Origin of the sequence: Yinghuangia sp. YIM S10712 (assembly GCF_051388935.1) — a bacterium.
Lineage (GTDB): Bacteria > Actinomycetota > Actinomycetes > Streptomycetales > Streptomycetaceae > Yinghuangia.
On the sequence record NZ_JBPKBI010000019.1, the window covers coordinates 70,743 to 87,211 of the forward strand.

General features: G+C 70.7%; 17 protein-coding genes. 7 read left to right on the forward strand and 10 right to left on the reverse strand.

The annotated features are described in order from the left end of the window. Positions 1 to 105 precede the first annotated feature (105 nt). On the reverse strand, positions 106 to 1,059 hold the full coding sequence (locus ACRX5W_RS27935) for a beta-ketoacyl-ACP synthase III (RefSeq protein ID WP_436791116.1): 954 nt from the start codon (positions 1,057 to 1,059) through the stop codon (positions 106 to 108). Positions 1,060 to 1,168: 109 nt separating this feature from the next. On the opposite strand from ACRX5W_RS27935, the gene ACRX5W_RS27940 reads away from it, so the two are divergent. The 4 genes from ACRX5W_RS27940 (at position 1,169) to ACRX5W_RS27955 (ending at position 4,215) form a co-directional block, all read left to right on the forward strand. Next, positions 1,169 to 1,774, forward strand: coding sequence for a TetR/AcrR family transcriptional regulator (locus ACRX5W_RS27940; protein WP_436791117.1), 606 nt, complete (start codon positions 1,169 to 1,171; stop codon positions 1,772 to 1,774). A gap of 103 nt (positions 1,775 to 1,877) precedes the next feature. Then, entirely contained in the window at positions 1,878 to 2,666 is a 789-nt protein-coding gene (locus ACRX5W_RS27945; protein ID WP_436791118.1) for a VOC family protein, read from the forward strand. Between the two features lie 218 nt (positions 2,667 to 2,884). Next, positions 2,885 to 3,637 carry an HAD family hydrolase gene (locus ACRX5W_RS27950; protein WP_436791119.1) on the forward strand — a complete coding sequence of 251 codons (753 nt, stop codon included), beginning with the start codon at positions 2,885 to 2,887 and terminating at the stop codon, positions 3,635 to 3,637. Then, positions 3,634 to 4,215, forward strand: a complete 582-nt coding sequence (locus tag ACRX5W_RS27955) for an MOSC domain-containing protein (protein ID WP_436791120.1) — start codon at positions 3,634 to 3,636, stop codon at positions 4,213 to 4,215. The genes ACRX5W_RS27950 and ACRX5W_RS27955 overlap by 4 nt, the downstream gene beginning before the upstream one ends. 10 nt (positions 4,216 to 4,225) lie before the next feature. Here the strand turns inward: ACRX5W_RS27955 and ACRX5W_RS27960 are convergent, their stop codons facing one another. Continuing rightward, entirely contained in the window at positions 4,226 to 5,422 is a 1,197-nt protein-coding gene (locus ACRX5W_RS27960; RefSeq protein WP_436791155.1) for an APC family permease, read from the reverse strand. Between the two features lie 200 nt (positions 5,423 to 5,622). On the opposite strand from ACRX5W_RS27960, the gene ACRX5W_RS27965 reads away from it, so the two are divergent. Both ACRX5W_RS27965 and ACRX5W_RS27970 read left to right on the forward strand, forming a co-directional pair. Continuing rightward, entirely contained in the window at positions 5,623 to 6,621 is a 999-nt protein-coding gene (locus ACRX5W_RS27965; RefSeq protein ID WP_436791121.1) for an aldo/keto reductase, read from the forward strand. Between the two features lie 74 nt (positions 6,622 to 6,695). Further along, on the forward strand, positions 6,696 to 7,673 hold the full coding sequence (locus ACRX5W_RS27970) for a ketopantoate reductase family protein (RefSeq protein WP_436791122.1): 978 nt from the start codon (positions 6,696 to 6,698) through the stop codon (positions 7,671 to 7,673). A gap of 189 nt (positions 7,674 to 7,862) precedes the next feature. On the opposite strand, the gene ACRX5W_RS27975 is transcribed toward ACRX5W_RS27970, so the two are convergent. Both ACRX5W_RS27975 and ACRX5W_RS27980 read right to left on the reverse strand, forming a co-directional pair. Then, entirely contained in the window at positions 7,863 to 8,732 is an 870-nt protein-coding gene (locus ACRX5W_RS27975) for an ATP-grasp domain-containing protein (RefSeq protein WP_436791123.1), read from the reverse strand. Positions 8,733 to 8,752: 20 nt separating this feature from the next. Continuing rightward, the gene (locus ACRX5W_RS27980) at positions 8,753 to 9,226 is read right to left on the reverse strand and encodes an N-acetyltransferase family protein (RefSeq protein WP_436791124.1); all 474 of its coding nucleotides are present in this window, start codon (positions 9,224 to 9,226) and stop codon (positions 8,753 to 8,755) included. 179 nt (positions 9,227 to 9,405) lie between these two features. On the opposite strand from ACRX5W_RS27980, the gene ACRX5W_RS27985 reads away from it, so the two are divergent. Beyond that, positions 9,406 to 9,993 (forward strand): GNAT family N-acetyltransferase, encoded by a 588-nt coding sequence (locus tag ACRX5W_RS27985; RefSeq protein ID WP_436791125.1) that lies wholly within the window; start codon positions 9,406 to 9,408, stop codon positions 9,991 to 9,993. A 63-nt stretch (positions 9,994 to 10,056) separates the two neighbouring features. Here the strand turns inward: ACRX5W_RS27985 and ACRX5W_RS27990 are convergent, their stop codons facing one another. From ACRX5W_RS27990 to ACRX5W_RS28015, 6 genes are all read right to left on the reverse strand, one after another. Then, entirely contained in the window at positions 10,057 to 11,070 is a 1,014-nt protein-coding gene (locus ACRX5W_RS27990; RefSeq protein ID WP_436791126.1) for a TIGR03842 family LLM class F420-dependent oxidoreductase, read from the reverse strand. 64 nt (positions 11,071 to 11,134) lie between these two features. After that, the gene (gene hydA, locus ACRX5W_RS27995) at positions 11,135 to 12,535 is read right to left on the reverse strand and encodes a dihydropyrimidinase (RefSeq protein WP_436791127.1); all 1,401 of its coding nucleotides are present in this window, start codon (positions 12,533 to 12,535) and stop codon (positions 11,135 to 11,137) included. Positions 12,536 to 12,539: 4 nt separating this feature from the next. Next, positions 12,540 to 13,382 (reverse strand): nitrilase-related carbon-nitrogen hydrolase, encoded by an 843-nt coding sequence (locus ACRX5W_RS28000; RefSeq protein WP_436791128.1) that lies wholly within the window; start codon positions 13,380 to 13,382, stop codon positions 12,540 to 12,542. A gap of 456 nt (positions 13,383 to 13,838) precedes the next feature. Then, entirely contained in the window at positions 13,839 to 14,513 is a 675-nt protein-coding gene (locus ACRX5W_RS28005; protein WP_436791129.1) for a lysophospholipid acyltransferase family protein, read from the reverse strand. 359 nt (positions 14,514 to 14,872) lie between these two features. Next, positions 14,873 to 15,307 carry a hypothetical protein gene (locus tag ACRX5W_RS28010; RefSeq protein ID WP_436791130.1) on the reverse strand — a complete coding sequence of 145 codons (435 nt, stop codon included), beginning with the start codon at positions 15,305 to 15,307 and terminating at the stop codon, positions 14,873 to 14,875. 416 nt (positions 15,308 to 15,723) lie between these two features. Beyond that, complete coding sequence (locus tag ACRX5W_RS28015) at positions 15,724 to 16,410, reverse strand: pyridoxamine 5'-phosphate oxidase family protein (RefSeq protein ID WP_436791131.1); 687 nt, start codon at positions 16,408 to 16,410, stop codon at positions 15,724 to 15,726. Positions 16,411 to 16,469 lie beyond the last annotated feature (59 nt).

Sequence of the window (16,469 nt, forward strand, 5' to 3'; positions counted from 1 at the left end):
TTCCGTGTCCCGGTGGGACGCCGGAGCGGTCCCACCCGGAGACCGTGCCCGGGACCGGGCCGTGCAGTCATCGCACAGCGGAGGGGGAACCTCGTGCGAAGCCTCTCAGGGGCAGGTGACGACCTGTCCCGCCCACGACAGGCCGCTGCCGAAGCCGAAGAGCAACACGCGGCCTCCAGGGGCGATTTCGCGCCGCTCCACGAGCTTGGCGAGGGCCATCGGCACCGACGCGGCGGAGGTGTTGCCCGAGTTCACGACGTCACGCGCGATCACCGCGGACTCCGACAGACCGATCTGGCGCACGAGCGCCTCGATGATCCGCAGGTTCGCCTGGTGCGTCACCACGCCGTCCAGATCACCCGGCGCGATGCCGGCCTTCGCGCACGCTTCCCTTGCCACGTGCGGGAGTTCGCCGGTAACCCAGCGGAACACCGCCTGTCCCTCCTGCGCGAACTTCGGATGCCACTCGTCGACCAGCCGGACCGCGTGGGAGCGCGTCGGATCCGATCCCCACACCACCGGACCGATGGCGCCCTCCTCGTCGCCCTCGGTCGCGCTGATGACCGCCGCACCCGCACCGTCGCCCAGCAGCACGCACGTGCTGCGGTCCGACCAGTCGGTGATGTGCGACATCTTCTCCGCACCGATGACCAGCGCGTGCCGGGCCGCGCCCGCGCGCACCGTGTGGTCGGCGCAGGCGAGCGCGGTGCAGAAGCCCGCGCAGCCGTTGTTGAGGTCGTACGTGACGGCGTTCGGGATGCCGAGGCGGCCCGCGACCTGCGCGGCCGTGGACGGCAGACGGTCGATCGCGGTGCACGTGGCCACGGTCACCAGACCGATGTCCGACGGCGCGAGGCCGGCCGTCGCGAGGGCCTTGGCCGCCGCCTCCGCGGCAAGGTCGGTGACCGATTCGGCGTCGCCCGCGATGTGACGGGTCGCGATGCCGGTACGGCGTCGGATCCATTCGTCGCTGGTGTCGACCATTGCGGCCAAGTCATCGTTGGTGAGCACACGCGTCGGCTGGAAATGACCCAAAGCGGTGATGCGGGAACCCGGCACGGACTTGTCTCTCCTCGGCTCGGCGGCAAGGGGGTGGACGGTGCGTGCCGGGAGAATAGCAACCGATCGATCGGACGCTGAATTTGTTCGCGTCGCTAGCATGACCGCCATGAGCCCCCGTAAGACCGCCGCCGAGGCCCGCACCACCCGCGAACGCATCGTCAGCCACAGCGCCGCGATCGCCTCGGTCGAAGGGCTCCAGGGGCTGACGATCGGACGCCTGGCCGCGGACCTGGGCATGAGCAAGGCGGGGGTCCTCGGTCACTTCGGAACCAAACAGGCACTCCAGCTCGCCGCGCTCGACGGTGCCGCGGCGGTCTTCACCCGGCTCGTGTGGGAGCCGGCCGCGGACGCCCGCGCCGGACTCGAACGCCTGAACGCCGTCTGCGAGGCCTGGATCACCTACCTCGAACGCGAGCGCGAAGCGTTCCCCGGCGGGTGCCTGTTCACCACGGCGTCGATCGAGTTCGACGCCCGGGGCGGCCCCGTGCACGACGAGGTGGCCCGCTTGTTCCGCATGTGGTGCCGACGCCTGACGGAAGACGTCCGCATCGCGGTCAACAACGGCGAACTCCCGGAAAACGCCGACCCCGAACAGATCGTCTTCGAACTCGTCGGCGTCTACATGGCCTTCAACCAGGCCATACAACTCTTCGCCGACCCCGAGGCCCCCAACCGTATGCGCCGCGCGATCCGCCGCCTCTTGGCGGCGTGAGGGGGAGGGGGCCCAGAGCTGCCCGAGTGGCGGGCGGCCATGCGGCGCGTGACATTGGGTGGGTCCGCATCCACCATCACCATCCACCCGGAGGCGGTTCCGCATGTCTGTGATCACCGCACCTTACGTCCAGGGCACGCCCTGCTGGGTCGACCTCATGGCGCCCGATCAGCAGGCCGCAATCGACTTCTACTCCGACCTGCTCGGCTGGCACGGCGAGATCGGGCCCGCGGACTTCGGCGGTTACGCGGTCTGCGAGCTGCGCGGCAAGGCCGTGGGCGGGATCGGGCCGTCGATGTCGTTGGACGGGGAGCCGCCTCCGCCGACGGCGTGGACGACGTACCTGGCCGTGGACGACATCGAGGAGACCGCCGCCAAGGTGACCGCGAACGGCGGGACCACGCTGATGCCGCCCATGCAGGTCGCCGACCAGGGGCACATGCTGGTCTTCGCCGACCCGACCGGCGCCGTTGCCGGGGCCTGGCAGCGGCTGGAGTTCGCCGGGGCCGAACGTGTGAACGAGCCCGGGGCGCTGATCTGGAACGAACTCAACACCCGCGATCTCGACGCGGCCGTTCAGTTCTATCAGGCGGTGTTCGGCACACGGTTCGAGTCGATGCCCGAGATGCCGAGCTACAAGGGCATGCTGGCCGCGGGCCGCGTCGTCGGCGGCGCCCAGGTCCTCGGCGACGCACCGCCCGAGATCCCCGCGCACTGGCTCACCTACTTCGCGGTCGACGACGCCGACAGCACCGTCGACGCGGCCGTACGCGCCGGGAGCACGCTGCTCGTGGCCCCCTTGGACATGGCCGCAGGCCGCATGGCGGTGCTCCAGGACCCGCAGGGCGCGGTCTTCGCGATCCTGAAGTCGTCCATGGAGTCCGACGCCTGACGGGACGTCAGGTCGTCGGCTGAACTTGCCGGCGCAGTAACCCCCGACGCCCGCGAACGCGAGCTGCCCGCCCGTGCCGGCGATCCGGACGATCGCGCCCCGGCCGGTCGCCCGCATGTGCGGAAGCACGGCCCACGTGGGCGCGGCCGGGCCGAAGAAGTGCAGTTCCGGCCCCCGGGGCACGCGCCGAGCCACACCCCGCTTCTAGACTGTGCGCCGTGACAGCATCGCTCGGAACACCCATCGGGCTGGTCATTTTCGACTGCGACGGCGTCCTCGTCGACACCGAGCGCATTGCCGTCCGCGTGCAACGCGAAGTCCTCGCGGCGCTCGGCTGGGCGATGAGCGAGGACGAGATCATCCACCGATTCATCGGCCGGTCCGCCGAGGCGATCTGCGTGATGGTCGACGAGCGGCTGGGCCCGGGCACCGGCGCTCGGTGGCACGAGGCGTTCCACCGCCGCCACCGGCAGGAGGTCGACGCGGGCCTGCCGCTCGTCGACGGCATCGCGGACGCCCTGGAAGCCATCCTCCCGGCCTTCGCCACCTGCATCGCCTCCGGCGGCAGCCACGTCAAGATGCGCCACACCCTCGGCGTCACCGGCCTGTACGCACACTTCGAAGGCCGCATATTCAGCTCCTCCGAGGTCCCGCTCGGCAAGCCCGCGCCCGACGTCTTCCTGCACGCCGCCGCGCGTATGGGCGTCGACCCCTCCACGTGCGTGGTGATCGAGGACAGCCACTACGGCGTCCAGGCCGCGCGGGCGGCCGGCATGCGCGCGTACGCGTACGCCGGCGGCCTGGTCCCGGTCGACCGCCTCACCGGCCCCGACACCATCGTCTTCGACGACATGCGCATGCTGCCCCGACTCCTCGGCCTGACCGACCGGGCCGCACAGGATCCTCGGGCCCAGGATCGGCGGGCCCAGGATCCTCGGGCCCAGCAGCGGCAAGGACAAGAGCAGGCATGAGCGAACCCACCCGGGAAGACCCGGCCGCCGAGCCTCCGGCCGGAACGGTCGTCGCCGTCAGCAGCAACCCCGCCTACTCCTTCACCAAGCCCAACCGCGAGCGCGTCACGCTCCTGCGCGGCCTCGGCGTCGAGGGCGACGTGCACGCCGGCGTGACCGTCAAACACCGCTCACGGGTCGCCCGCGACCCCGGTCAGCCGAATCTCCGTCAGGTCCACCTCATGCACGACGAACTGCACGAGGAACTGCGCTCCGCCGGGTTCCCCGTCACCCCGGGCCGACTCGGCGAGAACATCACCACACGCGGCGTCGACCTGCTCGGCCTGCCGACCGGAGCCCGGCTGCACATCGGCTCCGAGGCGGTCGTCGAGGTCACCGGACTGCGCAACCCGTGCCATCAGATCGACGGCGTCCGGCACGGTCTGCTCGCCCGACTGCTGTATCGCGACGACGACGGCACGGTCGTCCGCCGGGCGGGCGTCATGGGCATCGTCGTGTCCGGCGGCGACGTCGCGCCTGGGGACGTCATCCGCGTCGTCCTGCCGGCAGAGCCCCACACGCCGCTCGCCCCGGTCTGAAACGCGCCCGTCAGGAGGCCTTGCCGCGTCGGGGGCGCCGCACGAGCCACGCCGCCACACCCACGGCGAGCACCGCCGCGCCCCAGACCACCGAGCGCCAAGGGAGCGTCGCGGCAAGGGTGAAGCAGCCCACCAGCCCGAGCAGCGGAACCACACGCGGGGGCGGGTTCTCGTCCGTGCGCAGACGCAGCGCGGCAGCGTTCGCGATGGCGTAGTAGACGAGGACGCCGAAAGACGAGAAACCGATCGCGCCGCGCAGGTCCGCGAGCGCGACGAGCAGCACCACCGCCGCACCGACCACGAACTCGGCGTGCCGAGGCGCCTGACGGCGTTCGTCGATGGCGGCGAGGGCGCGCGGCAGGTGGCCGTCGCGGGCCATCGCCAGCGTGGTACGCGACACCCCCAGCAGCAGCGACAGCAGCGCCCCGAGCGCGGCGACCGCCGCACCGACGCGGACCACGGGTGCCGCGCCCTGCCAGTCGGTCGCGTTCACCACCGCGTCGAGGGGCGCGGTGGCGTGCGCGAGAACACCGGCGCCGACGGCCAGCAGCGCGGAGACGGCGACAGCCGCGTACACCGTGAGGGTGATCGCCAGCGAAATGCGTACGGCCCGCGGGATCGCCCGCTCCGGGTCGCGGACCTCCTCGCCCAGCGTCGCGATCCGCGCGTAGCCCGCGAACGCGAAGAACAGCAGCCCCGCGGACTGGAGGATCCCGTAGGCGCCGGAGTCCGGGAACGGTTCGAGCCGCCCCGGGTCGGCCGCGGTCAGGCCCGCGGTGACGACGAACGCGAGCACGGCCAGCGTCGTCACCACGATGACGCGGGTCAGCCACGCCGCCTTCTGGACCCCGCGCATGGTCAGCATCGTCAGCACCGCCACCGCGGCGACACCGGTCGCGCGGGTGTACTCCGGCCACACGTACGCGCCGACCGTCATCGCCATCGCCGCGCACGAAGCGGTCTTGCCGACCACGAACGACCACCCGGCGAGGTAACCCCAGAACGGCCCGAGCCGCTCACGGCCGTACACGTACGTCCCGCCGGACTCGGGGTGCCGGGCCGCGAGCCGTGCCGACGAGGTTGCGTTGCAGTAGGCGACGATCGCCGCGATGCCCAGTCCCACGAGCAGTCCGGATCCCGCCGCGCGCGCCGCCGGGCCGAACGCCGCGAACACTCCCGCACCGATCATCGACCCGAGGCCCACCATCACGGCGTCGCCCGTGCCGAGCCTTCGTGCAAGCGTCTCGGGCACGGCCGGGGGTGTCGCGTCAGAAGTACTCACGCGACGTAATTACTACCAGCCGCGTGCGTCGGTGACATGAACCGCCGTTGAACGCGCCGCTCGCCGGCCCGTGAGCCGTCCGCCCGGCTTGCCGAGGTGTGGGGCGGGGCGTTGGCTGGTGGCCCATGGACTACACCACGCTCGGCCGGACCGGCCTCCGGGTCGCACGCCTCGCCCTCGGCACCATGAACTTCGGCGCACTCACCGGCGAGGCGGAAAGCCACGCGGTCATGGACGCCGCGCTCGACGCGGGAGTCAACTTCTTCGACACCGCGAACGTCTACGGCGGCATCGAGGACAAAGGCCTCACCGAGACGATCGTCGGCTCGTGGTTCGCCCTCGGAGGGGACCGGCGCGACAAGGTCGTCCTCGCCACCAAGGTGTACGGGAACATGACCCTCGGCGACCGCCCGGCGTGGCCCAATCACAACAAACTCTCCGCCGTCAACATCCGCCGCTCCGTCGAGGACAGCCTGCGGCGGCTGCGCACCGACCGCATCGACCTCTACCAGTTCCACCACATCGACCGGAACACGCCCTGCGAGGAGATCTGGCAGGCGATCGACGTCCTGATCACCCAGGGCAAGGTGCTGTACGCCGGATCCTCGAACTTCCCCGGCTACAAGATCGCCCAGGCCAACGAGATCGCCGCCCGCACCGGACGCCTCGGCCTGGTCAGCGAGCAGTGCCTCTACAACCTCGCCGAACGCCGCGCCGAGATGGAGGTGATTCCCGCCGCACGCGAATACGGCGTCGGCGTCATCCCGTGGTCGCCGCTGCGCGGCGGCCTCCTCGGCGGAGCCCTGCGCAAGCAGCGCGAAGGCACCGGCGCCCGGTCCGCGACCGGCCGCTCCGCCCAGGCGCTGGCGAATCCGCAGCTGCGCGCACGCGTCCAGGCGTACGAGGACCTGCTCGACCAACGCGGGCTCGACCCCGGGGAGGTGGCCCTGGCATGGCTGCTGACTCGCCCCGGCGTGGCCGCGCCGATCATCGGCCCGCGGACCGTCGGCCAGCTCGAAGCCGCCCTGCGTGCCGCCGAGTTGCGCCTGCCCGACGACCTTCTGGCCAAGTTGGACGAGATCTTCCCCGGTCCCGGCCCGGCACCCGAGGCGTTCGCCTGGTAGCACCGGCGGTTGCGATCCCGGGGCCTGCGATCATGGTCGCGTTCTCGGCCACGCGTCGCGCAAGGAGGTTCCGGATGCGGTTCATCGTCCACGGAGCGGGGGCGATCGGCGGTCTCGTCGGCGGGCGCCTGCATGCCGGGGGTCACGACGTCGTGCTGATCGCGCGGGGCGAGCACGCGGCGGCGATGCGCGCACGCGGGCTGCGGATCGTGGACCCCGAGGGGGAGCAGACGGTCGTGGTGCCCGTGGTCGAGCGGCCCGACGAAATCACGTTCGCGGCAGGCGACATCGTGCTGCTGAGCGTCAAGACCCAGGACAGCGCCGACGCGCTGCGCGATCTCGCGCTCGCGGCACCGGCGTCGACGCCGATCGTGTGCGCCCAGAACGGCGTGGCCAACGAGGACATGGCGCTGCGCGCGTTCGACAACGTGTACGCCGGGAACGTCAACTGCCCGGCCCTGTTCGTCGAACCGGGCACCGTGCAGGTGCATTCGGCTCCTGTCGCCGGGACGATCGACCTCGGCCGCTACCCGCGCGGCGTCGACGACACCGCCCTCGCGATCGCCGCCGCACTGTCCGACGCGACCTTCCTCGCCGAGGCCCGGTCGGACATCATGCCGTGGAAATACGGCAAGTTGCGCTACAACATCGCGAACGCCGTGGAGGCGCTGTGCGGGCCGCAGGCCCGGCGCGGTCCGGTCGCGGACCGCCTGCGCGCCGAAGCCGACGCCTGCTACGCGGCCGCCGGGATCGAACCGCTGGTCGAACCGGCCGACTCGCCGCGCCGCGGGGTGCTCGTCGACCTGCCGGTGCGCGGCGCGGACCGGGTCGGCGGATCGACGTACCAGAGCCTGTTGCGCGGCACCGGTGCCACCGAAGTCGACTACCTCAACGGCGAGATCGCCCGACTCGGCCGACTGCACGGGGTGCCGACCCCGGTCAACACCGTGGTGCAGCGCCTCGCGAACCGCCACGCGCGCGACCGCGTGCCACCGGCGACTCTCACCGACGCGGACATCCTGCGCGAGGCGGGTGTCGACGCGGACGGCTGAAGTTTCGTGTGTCGGACAGCGATTCCGTCCTGCCGCGCATCCGTTGTCGGTGCCGGTCGTTAGTGTTCACGCCATCACATCGAGGAATCTGCGCCTCGGTGACGGTGTCGGGCCCGCCTCGGATCACTCGCACACGAGGCGGGCCTGCGTCATCACGGAACAGCCCTGCCTGGCACACCGGTTCGCCGCTCACTTCAGGCGGTCGTGGACCAATCCCGTGAAGCGGTCCATGGCGCCGCTGGTTCCGGTGAGGAACAAGTTGGGCTCGATCAGTTCGAGTTCCATGACCATCGGCGACCCGTCGTCGGCGAGCGCGACGTCGACCCGGGCGTACAGCAGCGGGTCTTCGGTAGGTGCTGCGGCCAACGCCTTTGCGGCGAGCTCCAGTTCGTCGCTGTTCGGGTCGTGCGGCAGGATGCCGGGGTGGGCGACGCGGGCGTTGTCCACCACGCCGATGTCCGTCAGCACCGGCTGCTTGCGGATCGCGTGGCTGAACTCTCCACCGAAGAACACAAGTGCGCGCTCGCCCTCCGCGATACGGGTGACGTACGGCTGCACCATCACCGTGGCGCCCCGCGCGTGCAGTGCGGCGACGTGCCGCGCCGCGGTGTCGCGGTGCTCTTCGGCGTACCGCGCGGTGTTGCGGGCTCCGGCGGACACGGTCGGCTTCACGACGTACTGGCCCGCCTCGGGGAACACCGGCTTCTCGCCCGGCGCGAAGAAGCGCGTCGGGACCACCGGCACTCCCCGGTCGGCGAGGTCGCCCAGGTAGGTCTTCCGCATGTTCCACCGGACAACCTCGGGCGGATTGTCCAGCCGGGTGACCGCGCCGACCGATTCGACCCAGTCGATGAACTGCTCGACGTGCTCCTCATAACGCCATGTCGACCGGATGACGACGGCTGCACACGACGACCACGCGAAGTCGCCGTCGTCCCAGGCCACGGCGACCGCGTCGACGCCGCGCTGCCGCAACGCGTCGACCACCAGCGGGATTTCGGTGTCCTTGGTGAGTCCGAAAGCCGATGTGGCCACTGCGACTCGGCGGGTGACGGGCATGTGGCTCCTCCGGGAGGGGGTCAGCGGGCGCCGAGCGCGGCCAGCGCCTCGCCGGTGAGGCGGTAGACGGTCCACTCGTCCTGCGGGGTCGCACCGAGGGCCTTGTAGAAGCCGATGGCGGGTTCGTTCCAGTCCAGCACGGACCACTCGACGCGCCCGTGGCCGCGTTCGACCGCGATCCGCGCCAACTCGGCGAGCAGCGCGCGGCCGTGGCCTGCCCCGCGGGCCTCGGGCGTGACGTACAGGTCCTCAAGGTAGAGGCCGGGGCGCCCGAGCCAGGTGGAATATGTGGTGAACCAGAGAGCGAAACCGACCGCTCGACCGGCGTCGTCGTCCGCGATCAACACCTGCGCGGCGGGGGCGGGGCCGAAGAGGTCACGGGCGAGATCCTCCTCGGTGGCCTTGACTTCGTGCACGGCCCGTTCGTACGCGGCGAGTTCGTGGATGAAGCGCAGGATGGTCGGGACGTCGTCGCGGACGGCGGTTCTGATCATTCCGCAACAGTACCGGCGGGTTTGTGAGTCGGTCCCGGGGATTTCCGTGGCCCACCGCACAGGCGTTCGGACTTGCGGTGCGGCGGCTGCTCCGCGTGGACTGTCCTGCGCAGGGAACCGACCGGCCGTTCCCCGCATCTGGCATGTCGACACCGTCCGTCCCCGTGAAGGAGTTCGCCGTGACCGCCGCGCCCGTTTCCTGGACGCTGGACCACCTCACCGCCCAGGAGGTCGCCGTACCGGCGATGCGGCAGACGATTCGGATGCTCTACGCCGAGGTGTATGCCGAGGAGCCGTATGCGCGTACCGAGGAAGAGGCGCGCGTCTGGGAGGCGGACATCCTTCCGCGCCACCTCGCCGCCCCGGGCTTCCGTCTCGTCTTCGCCCGTACCCGGGAGGGCTCGACGCCGCTCGGTTTCGGCCTCGGCGCCGCGCTCACGGCCGACACGCACTGGTGGTCCGGCATGATCGATCCGCTGCCCGAGCCGATGACCGTCGAGGACGGCCTACAGACCTTCGCTGTCCACGAGTTCGTGGTCCGGGCGGAGTTCCGCCGTCTCGGGCTCGGCACCGCGATGCACGAAGCCCTCGTGGGCCCGTGGACGGGGACGCGCACCACCCTGACGCTGCGGCCCAGTTCGCCCGCGGCCGTGGGCTTCTGGGATGCCCAGGGCTACCGCTCCGTCGGCTTCTCGCGGCCGTTCCCGCTCGCGCCGCTGCACACGATGATGCTGCGCGACCACGACCACGGCCGCGTGGGGGAGTGAGGTACGACCACGCACGGATGTCGGCGAACTCCTCTGGCACCAGCGGGAGTTCGCCGACGTTGATTACGACATCAGCGGGATGACCTCGTCGCCGTACGTCGTCACGACGGACTCGCGGGCGTCGTGCATCGCGTAGACGGCGAACTGGTCGACGCCCAGCCCGCGCAGCTCCTCCAGCCGGGCGAGATGCGTCTCGACGGGGCCGATGAGACAGAACCGGTCGACAATCTCGTCGGGGACGAACCCGGTCGACGGGTTGTCGGCGCGGCCGTGATGCGCGTAGTCGTATCCGCGCCGGCCCTTGATGTAGGCGGTCAGTTCCTCCGGCACCGCCGACGAATGCTCGCCGTATTGGGCGACCAGGTCGGCGACGTGGTTGCCGACCATGCCGCCGAACCACCGGCATTGGTCGCGTGCGTGGGCCAGCGCGACCGGGTCGTCGTCGCACACATACGCGGGGGCCGCGACGCACACGGTCACCGCCGCCGGGTCGCGGCCGGCGCTTTCGGCGGCGGAGCGCACCGCCTCCACCATGTATCCCGTCAGGTACGGATCAGCCAACTGCAGGATGAACCCGTCCGCCTGACGACCCGCCAGCTCCAGGGCACGGGGGCCGTACGCCGCCATCCAGACCGGCAGCCGCGCCCCCTCGCGTACCCACGGGATGCGCACATGCGTGCCGTTCAGGGCGACTTCGCGGCCCTCGGCCAGCTCCTTGACGGCGTGCATCGCCTCGCCGAGCCGGGCGAGCGTCGACGGCTTGCCGCCGGGGACCCGGACCGCGGAGTCGCCGCGGCCCATGCCGCACACCGTGCGGTCGCCGTACATCTCGTTGAGAGTGGCGAACAGCGACGCCGTGACGGTCCAGTCGCGGGTGAGCGGATTGGTCACCATCGGGCCGACCCTGAGCGTTGACGTCTCGGCGAGGATGCGGCTGTAGATGACGAACGGCTCCTGCCACAGCACCACGGAGTCGAACGTCCAGCCGTGGGAGAAACCCGCCCGCTCGGCGGTGCGCATCAAGGCGACCACGTCGGCGGCGGGCGGGTCGGCCTGCAGGACGAGACCGAAGTCCATGGCGTTGTCCTTACCTTGTCGCTTGCCTGGGTGAAGGGTTGACCGCGTGCCGGTCGGGGCCGGGTCAGGTCAGGTACTGGCACGTCGCGCGCGGCAGGAACGTGCCATGTCCGGCCGGCCCGACGTACCGGCCGCCCGTGACGACGACCGTGCCGCGCGACAACACCGTCTCCGCCCGGCCCGTCAACTTCCGCCCCTCGTACGCCGAGTAGTCGACGTTCATGTGGTGCGTCGCGGCGGACACCGTCTGCTCGGCCGCCGGATCGTAGATCACCAGGTCGGCGTCCGAGCCCGGTGCGAGCGTTCCCTTGCGCGGATAAAGGCCGAACATCCGAGCCGGCGTGGCGCATGCGAGCTCGATCCAGCGTCGGCGCGAGATGTGGCCGTCCAGCACCGCCTGGTGCAGCAGGTCCATGCGGTTCTCGACGCCCGGCAGCCCGTTCGGGATCCGGGAGAAGTCGTCGCGGCCCAGATCCTTCTGCCCGGCGAAGCAGAACGGGCAGTGGTCGGTCGACACCACCGACAGGTCGTCGCCGCGCAGCCCGCGCCACAGCGCCGCCTGATGCTCGGCGGGCCGCAACGGCGTCGAGCACACGAACTTCGCGCCCTCGAAGCCGGGACGCGCGAGATCGTCAGTGGACAGGAAGAGATACTGCGGGCACGTCTCGCCGAACACGTTCAGCCCGAGGTCCCGCGCGGCGGTCAACTCGGCGACCGCCTCCGCGGCGGACACGTGCACGACGTACAGCGGGCTGCCGGCGACCCGCGCCAACTGGATCGCCCGGTGCGTCGCCTCCGCCTCCAACAGTGCCTTGCGCACTTCCCCGTGCACGCGAGGGGCGGTGCGGCCCGCCGCGAGCGCCTGCTCGATCAGCACGTCGATCGCGATGCCGTTCTCCGCGTGCATCATGGGCAACGCGCCGTTCTCCGCCGCACGTTGCATCGCGCGCAGGATGCGGCCGTCGTCGCTGTAGAGCACCCCCGGATACGCCATGAACATCTTGAAGCTGGTGACCCCTTCGGCGACGAGGAGGTTCATCTCCTTCAACGCCGCCGCGTCGATGTCCGCGAGGATCATGTGGAACGCGTAGTCGACCGCGCAGTTGCCGGCCGCCTTGGCGTGCCACGCGTCGAGCCCCGCCCGCAGTGAGCCGCCCACCTGCTGGATCGCGAAGTCGATGATCGTCGTGGTGCCCCCGAACGCCGCCGCGCGCGTACCGGTCTCGAAGGTGTCGGATGCGACCGTGCCGCCGAACGGCATCTCCATATGCGTGTGCGCGTCGACACCACCGGGGATCACGTATCTCCCGGTGGCGTCGAGCACCAGATCGGCGTCCGGCAGCCACGCCTCGGCGACTTCGGGCGCGGCGATCGCCGCGATGCGCTCGCCGTCGACGAGGACGTCCGCAGGAATCTCGTCGGCCGCGGTGACCACCAGGCCGCCGCGGATCAGGGTGCGCGCCATCGCGTCAGCCCTCCGTGAGGATGCCGTACGCGTCGGGCCGCCGGTCGCGGTAGAACGCCCACTGCGCGCGGACCTCGTCGATCATGCCGAAGTCGAGGTCGCGGACCACCAGTTCCTCGTCGCGGTCGGACGCCACCGGCCCGACGAACTGCCCGCGCGGGTCCACGAAGTAGCTGGTGCCGTAGAAGTCGTTGTCGCCGTACTCCTCGACGCCGACCCGGTTGATCGCCGCGACGAAATACTCGTTGGCGACGGCCGCGGCGGGTTGTTCCAACTGCCACAGGTGGGACGAGAGACTGCGGCTGGTGGCGGAGGGGTTGTAGACCAACTGCGCCCCCGCGAGGCCCAACGCCCGCCAGCCCTCGGGGAAATGCCGGTCGTAGCAGATGTAGACGCCGATACGGCCCACCGCCGTGTCGAACACCGGCCACCCGAGGTTGCCGGGCCGGAAGTAGAACTTTTCCCAGAAGCCCTTCACCTGGGGCAGATGGTGCTTGCGGTATTTGCCGAGCACGGTGCCGTCGGCGTCGATCACTGCCGCGGTGTTGTAGTAGAAGCCCGACGACTCGATCTCGAACACCGGGACGACGAGCACCATCCCGAGTTCGCGTGCCAGTGAGCACATGCGGGTGGTTGTGGGCCCCTCCGGGACCGGCTCGGCCCACTTGTAGTGCTCCTGCTCCTGGACCTGGCAGAAGTAGGGGCCGTTGAAGATCTCCTGAAACCCCATGATCCGTGCACCCTGCGCCGCGGCCTCACGGGCATACGCCTCGTGCACGTCGACCATCGAGGCGCCGTCACCTGTCCACTTCGCCTGCACCAGCGCGGCCCGTACCAATTGCGACATGGGCGGAACCCCCTCCATGCGTGCCGGTCCCTTGTGCGGGAGTGGCAGTGGATATGACGAATATCTCCGGTATAGCGGACTCGCTGGTGATCCGGAGGCAACGCCGTGCCCAGTGGGGCGGAAGTTGTCGAGGGGGAGGCGAGATTGCGGCGGATCGGCCGCCGGTCTGGAACGGTCGAACGCCGTGAACTTCTGACGGCGGCTTCACTTTGCGCGTGGCGGCGCGGCGTCGCTCATGCCGGTGAGCGGGCGAGGCCGACCGGTCGGTGACCCGTGCCACCTGTTCGCGTCGGCGGAGGTGAGCGGGTGGTTTGCCGCGTGGCCGGTGAAGGGTGATGACGCGGGAAAGTAGGACGTGACGGGCGAACCCGCACCGCCGCCGGCGTGTGGTGGTGCGGGCCGGCCGGTTCGGCGGGCTGCGGCGCCGCCTCGTGTCGCTGAGGGCTTGCGCGCCGGTCAGGCGTCCTGCGGGCGTTCGTTGTAGACGCCGGCTGCTTCCTGGCCGGAGAGTTTCTGGATCGCGTCCATGATCTCGTCGGTGATCTCGCGGCGGGCCTTGGCGATGTCCTTGCGCCCGTAGTGTTCCGAGAAGTCCAGCGGCTCGCCGAACCGGACCAGGGCCTTGGGCCGCAGCTTCGGGATCCTCGTGCCGACCGGCTGCACCTTGTCGGTGTCGATGACGCCGACCGGGACGACCGGGACCTTCGCGGTCAGGGCCAGCCATGCCACGCCGGTCTTGCCGCGGTAGAGGCGGCCGTCCAGCGACCGCGTGCCCTCCGGGTAGATGCCGAACGCCATGCCGCGGTCCAGCACGCCCTTGCCGGCCTCCAGGGCGGCCATCGCGCCGCGCTTTTGTTCGCGCGGCACCGGGACCGCGCCCAGGCCTTCGAAGAACGCCCGGCTCGCGGCGCCCTTGAGCCCCTTGCCGTCGAAGTACTCGGCCTTTGCCAGGAACGTCACCTTGCGTGGGGCGACGATCGGGATCACCAGGCTGTCGCAGAACGACAAATGGTTGCTCGCGATGATGACTCCGCCGGTTCGCGGGACGTTCTCGGCCCCCTCCACACGCGGACGCCAAATCGCTCGCGAGGTCGGCGCGACGACGCGGTGCATGAAGTGGTAGATCAGCACGTCTTCCCCCGGTCGGGATTAGGGCAGGGGTCACCCTACCCATTCCTCGGCGCTCTCCGGCGCAGGCCCGCGCCGTCGGGGGGTCGCGGTTCCCACAAGCGCAGGAGCCGGGGAAGCCGACGCATACGCCGATCGCACGTCTCGGTGACACATCGATATAAGGACAAGGCGGCTGGAGGGCGTGCCCCGACCTGGGTGGTCGGGGCGAGCGCCTCTTCGCTTCCGGGCCGGCCGTGGCACGGCAAGGGCTTCGGTCGCCCGCAGGGGCAGGGCGTCCCGCCGGCCTTGTCCCGTACACCGTCACGATCACGGTGCCGGGCCGAGGGGCGGGACGGCACTGACGCCGACGAAGTCGGAGGTCAGTGGCCGGCGAGTGCCGCGTTGAAGCCCGCGCGCAGGTAGATGTATGCCTGCGCGATGGTGTACGCCGCCTCCTGACACTTCGCGCGTTTTGCCGAACTCGCAGGAACCGAGGCGCAGTTGCCTGATTGGTAGGCCGTCACCGCAGTCGTGACCTTGGCGGCATTCGCCCGCAGCGTGGTGAAGTATCCCGCCGGCTCGTGCTTGATGCGTTGGAGCGAAGACCGAGCCGCTTCACCGGCTTTCGCAGCGCCCAGCGCACACTTGTCGGTCCACATCGTCGGCCGTTCGGGCCAGCACTTGGCGCCCTCCGCCGAGCCGTAGGTCTCCTCCAGGTCGTTGAGCCAGGCCACCGAGTCGGCGTGGACGCTCTCCACGTCCGGTGCCACGGGGCCCGGCGGTTCGCTGCGCCACGCGTTCCAGTCCTCGGGCATCGAGGGCCAGGTGGACGAGGGGGAAGGCGTCGCGTGGGGCGCCGAACGCGAGGGCACGGCCGACGGCGGGCCGGAAGTCGAGGGCACGGTAACGGAGTTGTTGCCCATGCCCGTGTCCGCGCTGGTCCCCGGTGCCGTGCTTGCGCCTGTGCCGCTCGGGGCCGCGGTGCCCCCGCCGGCGGCGCCCGCATCGTCGTCCGACCATGAGCATCCCGTCAACAGCGCTGTGACCAGAGAGGCTCCCACGACCGCCGCGCCCGCGAAGCGGCGCCACGTGCGTTGCCGAACCACCGGGTGTTCCCTCGTCGTTCCCCCGTGCATGCCGCGCCTCTTCTCCTCGAAAGGTATTGCGAAACAGGAGGCGAAACGTATCGGCCAACCCGGACGACGGCAATCGGTCCGGGCGGCCGTCGAGGTCACGTTCGGGCGGACAGCCAACGTCGGAGGTACGCGGGCGGCTCGGCGGAGACACCGTCGTCCGGGCGTGGGGTGCCGGGCGTGGTGCGCAGCGGAATGACGCCGGCCCAGTGGTCCAGGCCGAGGTCGGCGGCGTCCTCGGAGAGGCCGTGGGAACGGACCCTCGCGGCGACGTCGGCGAGGTCCAGGGCGAACAACGCGGTCTGGGCGGTCTCGCGGGGCGTCGGCGGACGGCAGTCGGCGTAGCGGCCCGCGATCAGGTGGTCGACCAACACGCGCCAGCCGAGGGCCACTTCGTCGGGGTCGGTGACGCGGCGCAGCGGGCCGTGGGCGATGACGCAGCGGTAGTCCATCGAGTGGTGCATCGCGGAGCGGGCCAGGACCAGGGAGTCGGCGATGGTGACGGCGAGGGAGACCGGCAGGCCCGCGTCGCCGGCGTGGCGCACCGCGAGGGCGAGGTGGGAGCCGGTGGAGGCGTGGAGGTAGAGACGGCTCGCGTGGCGGCCGAAGATCAGCGGGAGGACGTGTGGCCGCCCGGACGCCTGGAACGAGACGTGTGTGAGGAAGGCCTCGTCGAGGATCGCGTGCACGGTGTCGGCGTCGTAGTGCATGCGGTCGCGATTGCGGGTGGGTGTGGTGGCCGTCGTGCGGTCGTACACGGGCGGGAGGTCGGGTGTGGCGACCATGGCGCTCCTTTGTACTAGTTCAAATTGTTTATAGTGCTAGTACAATAAGGGCAGCGAGG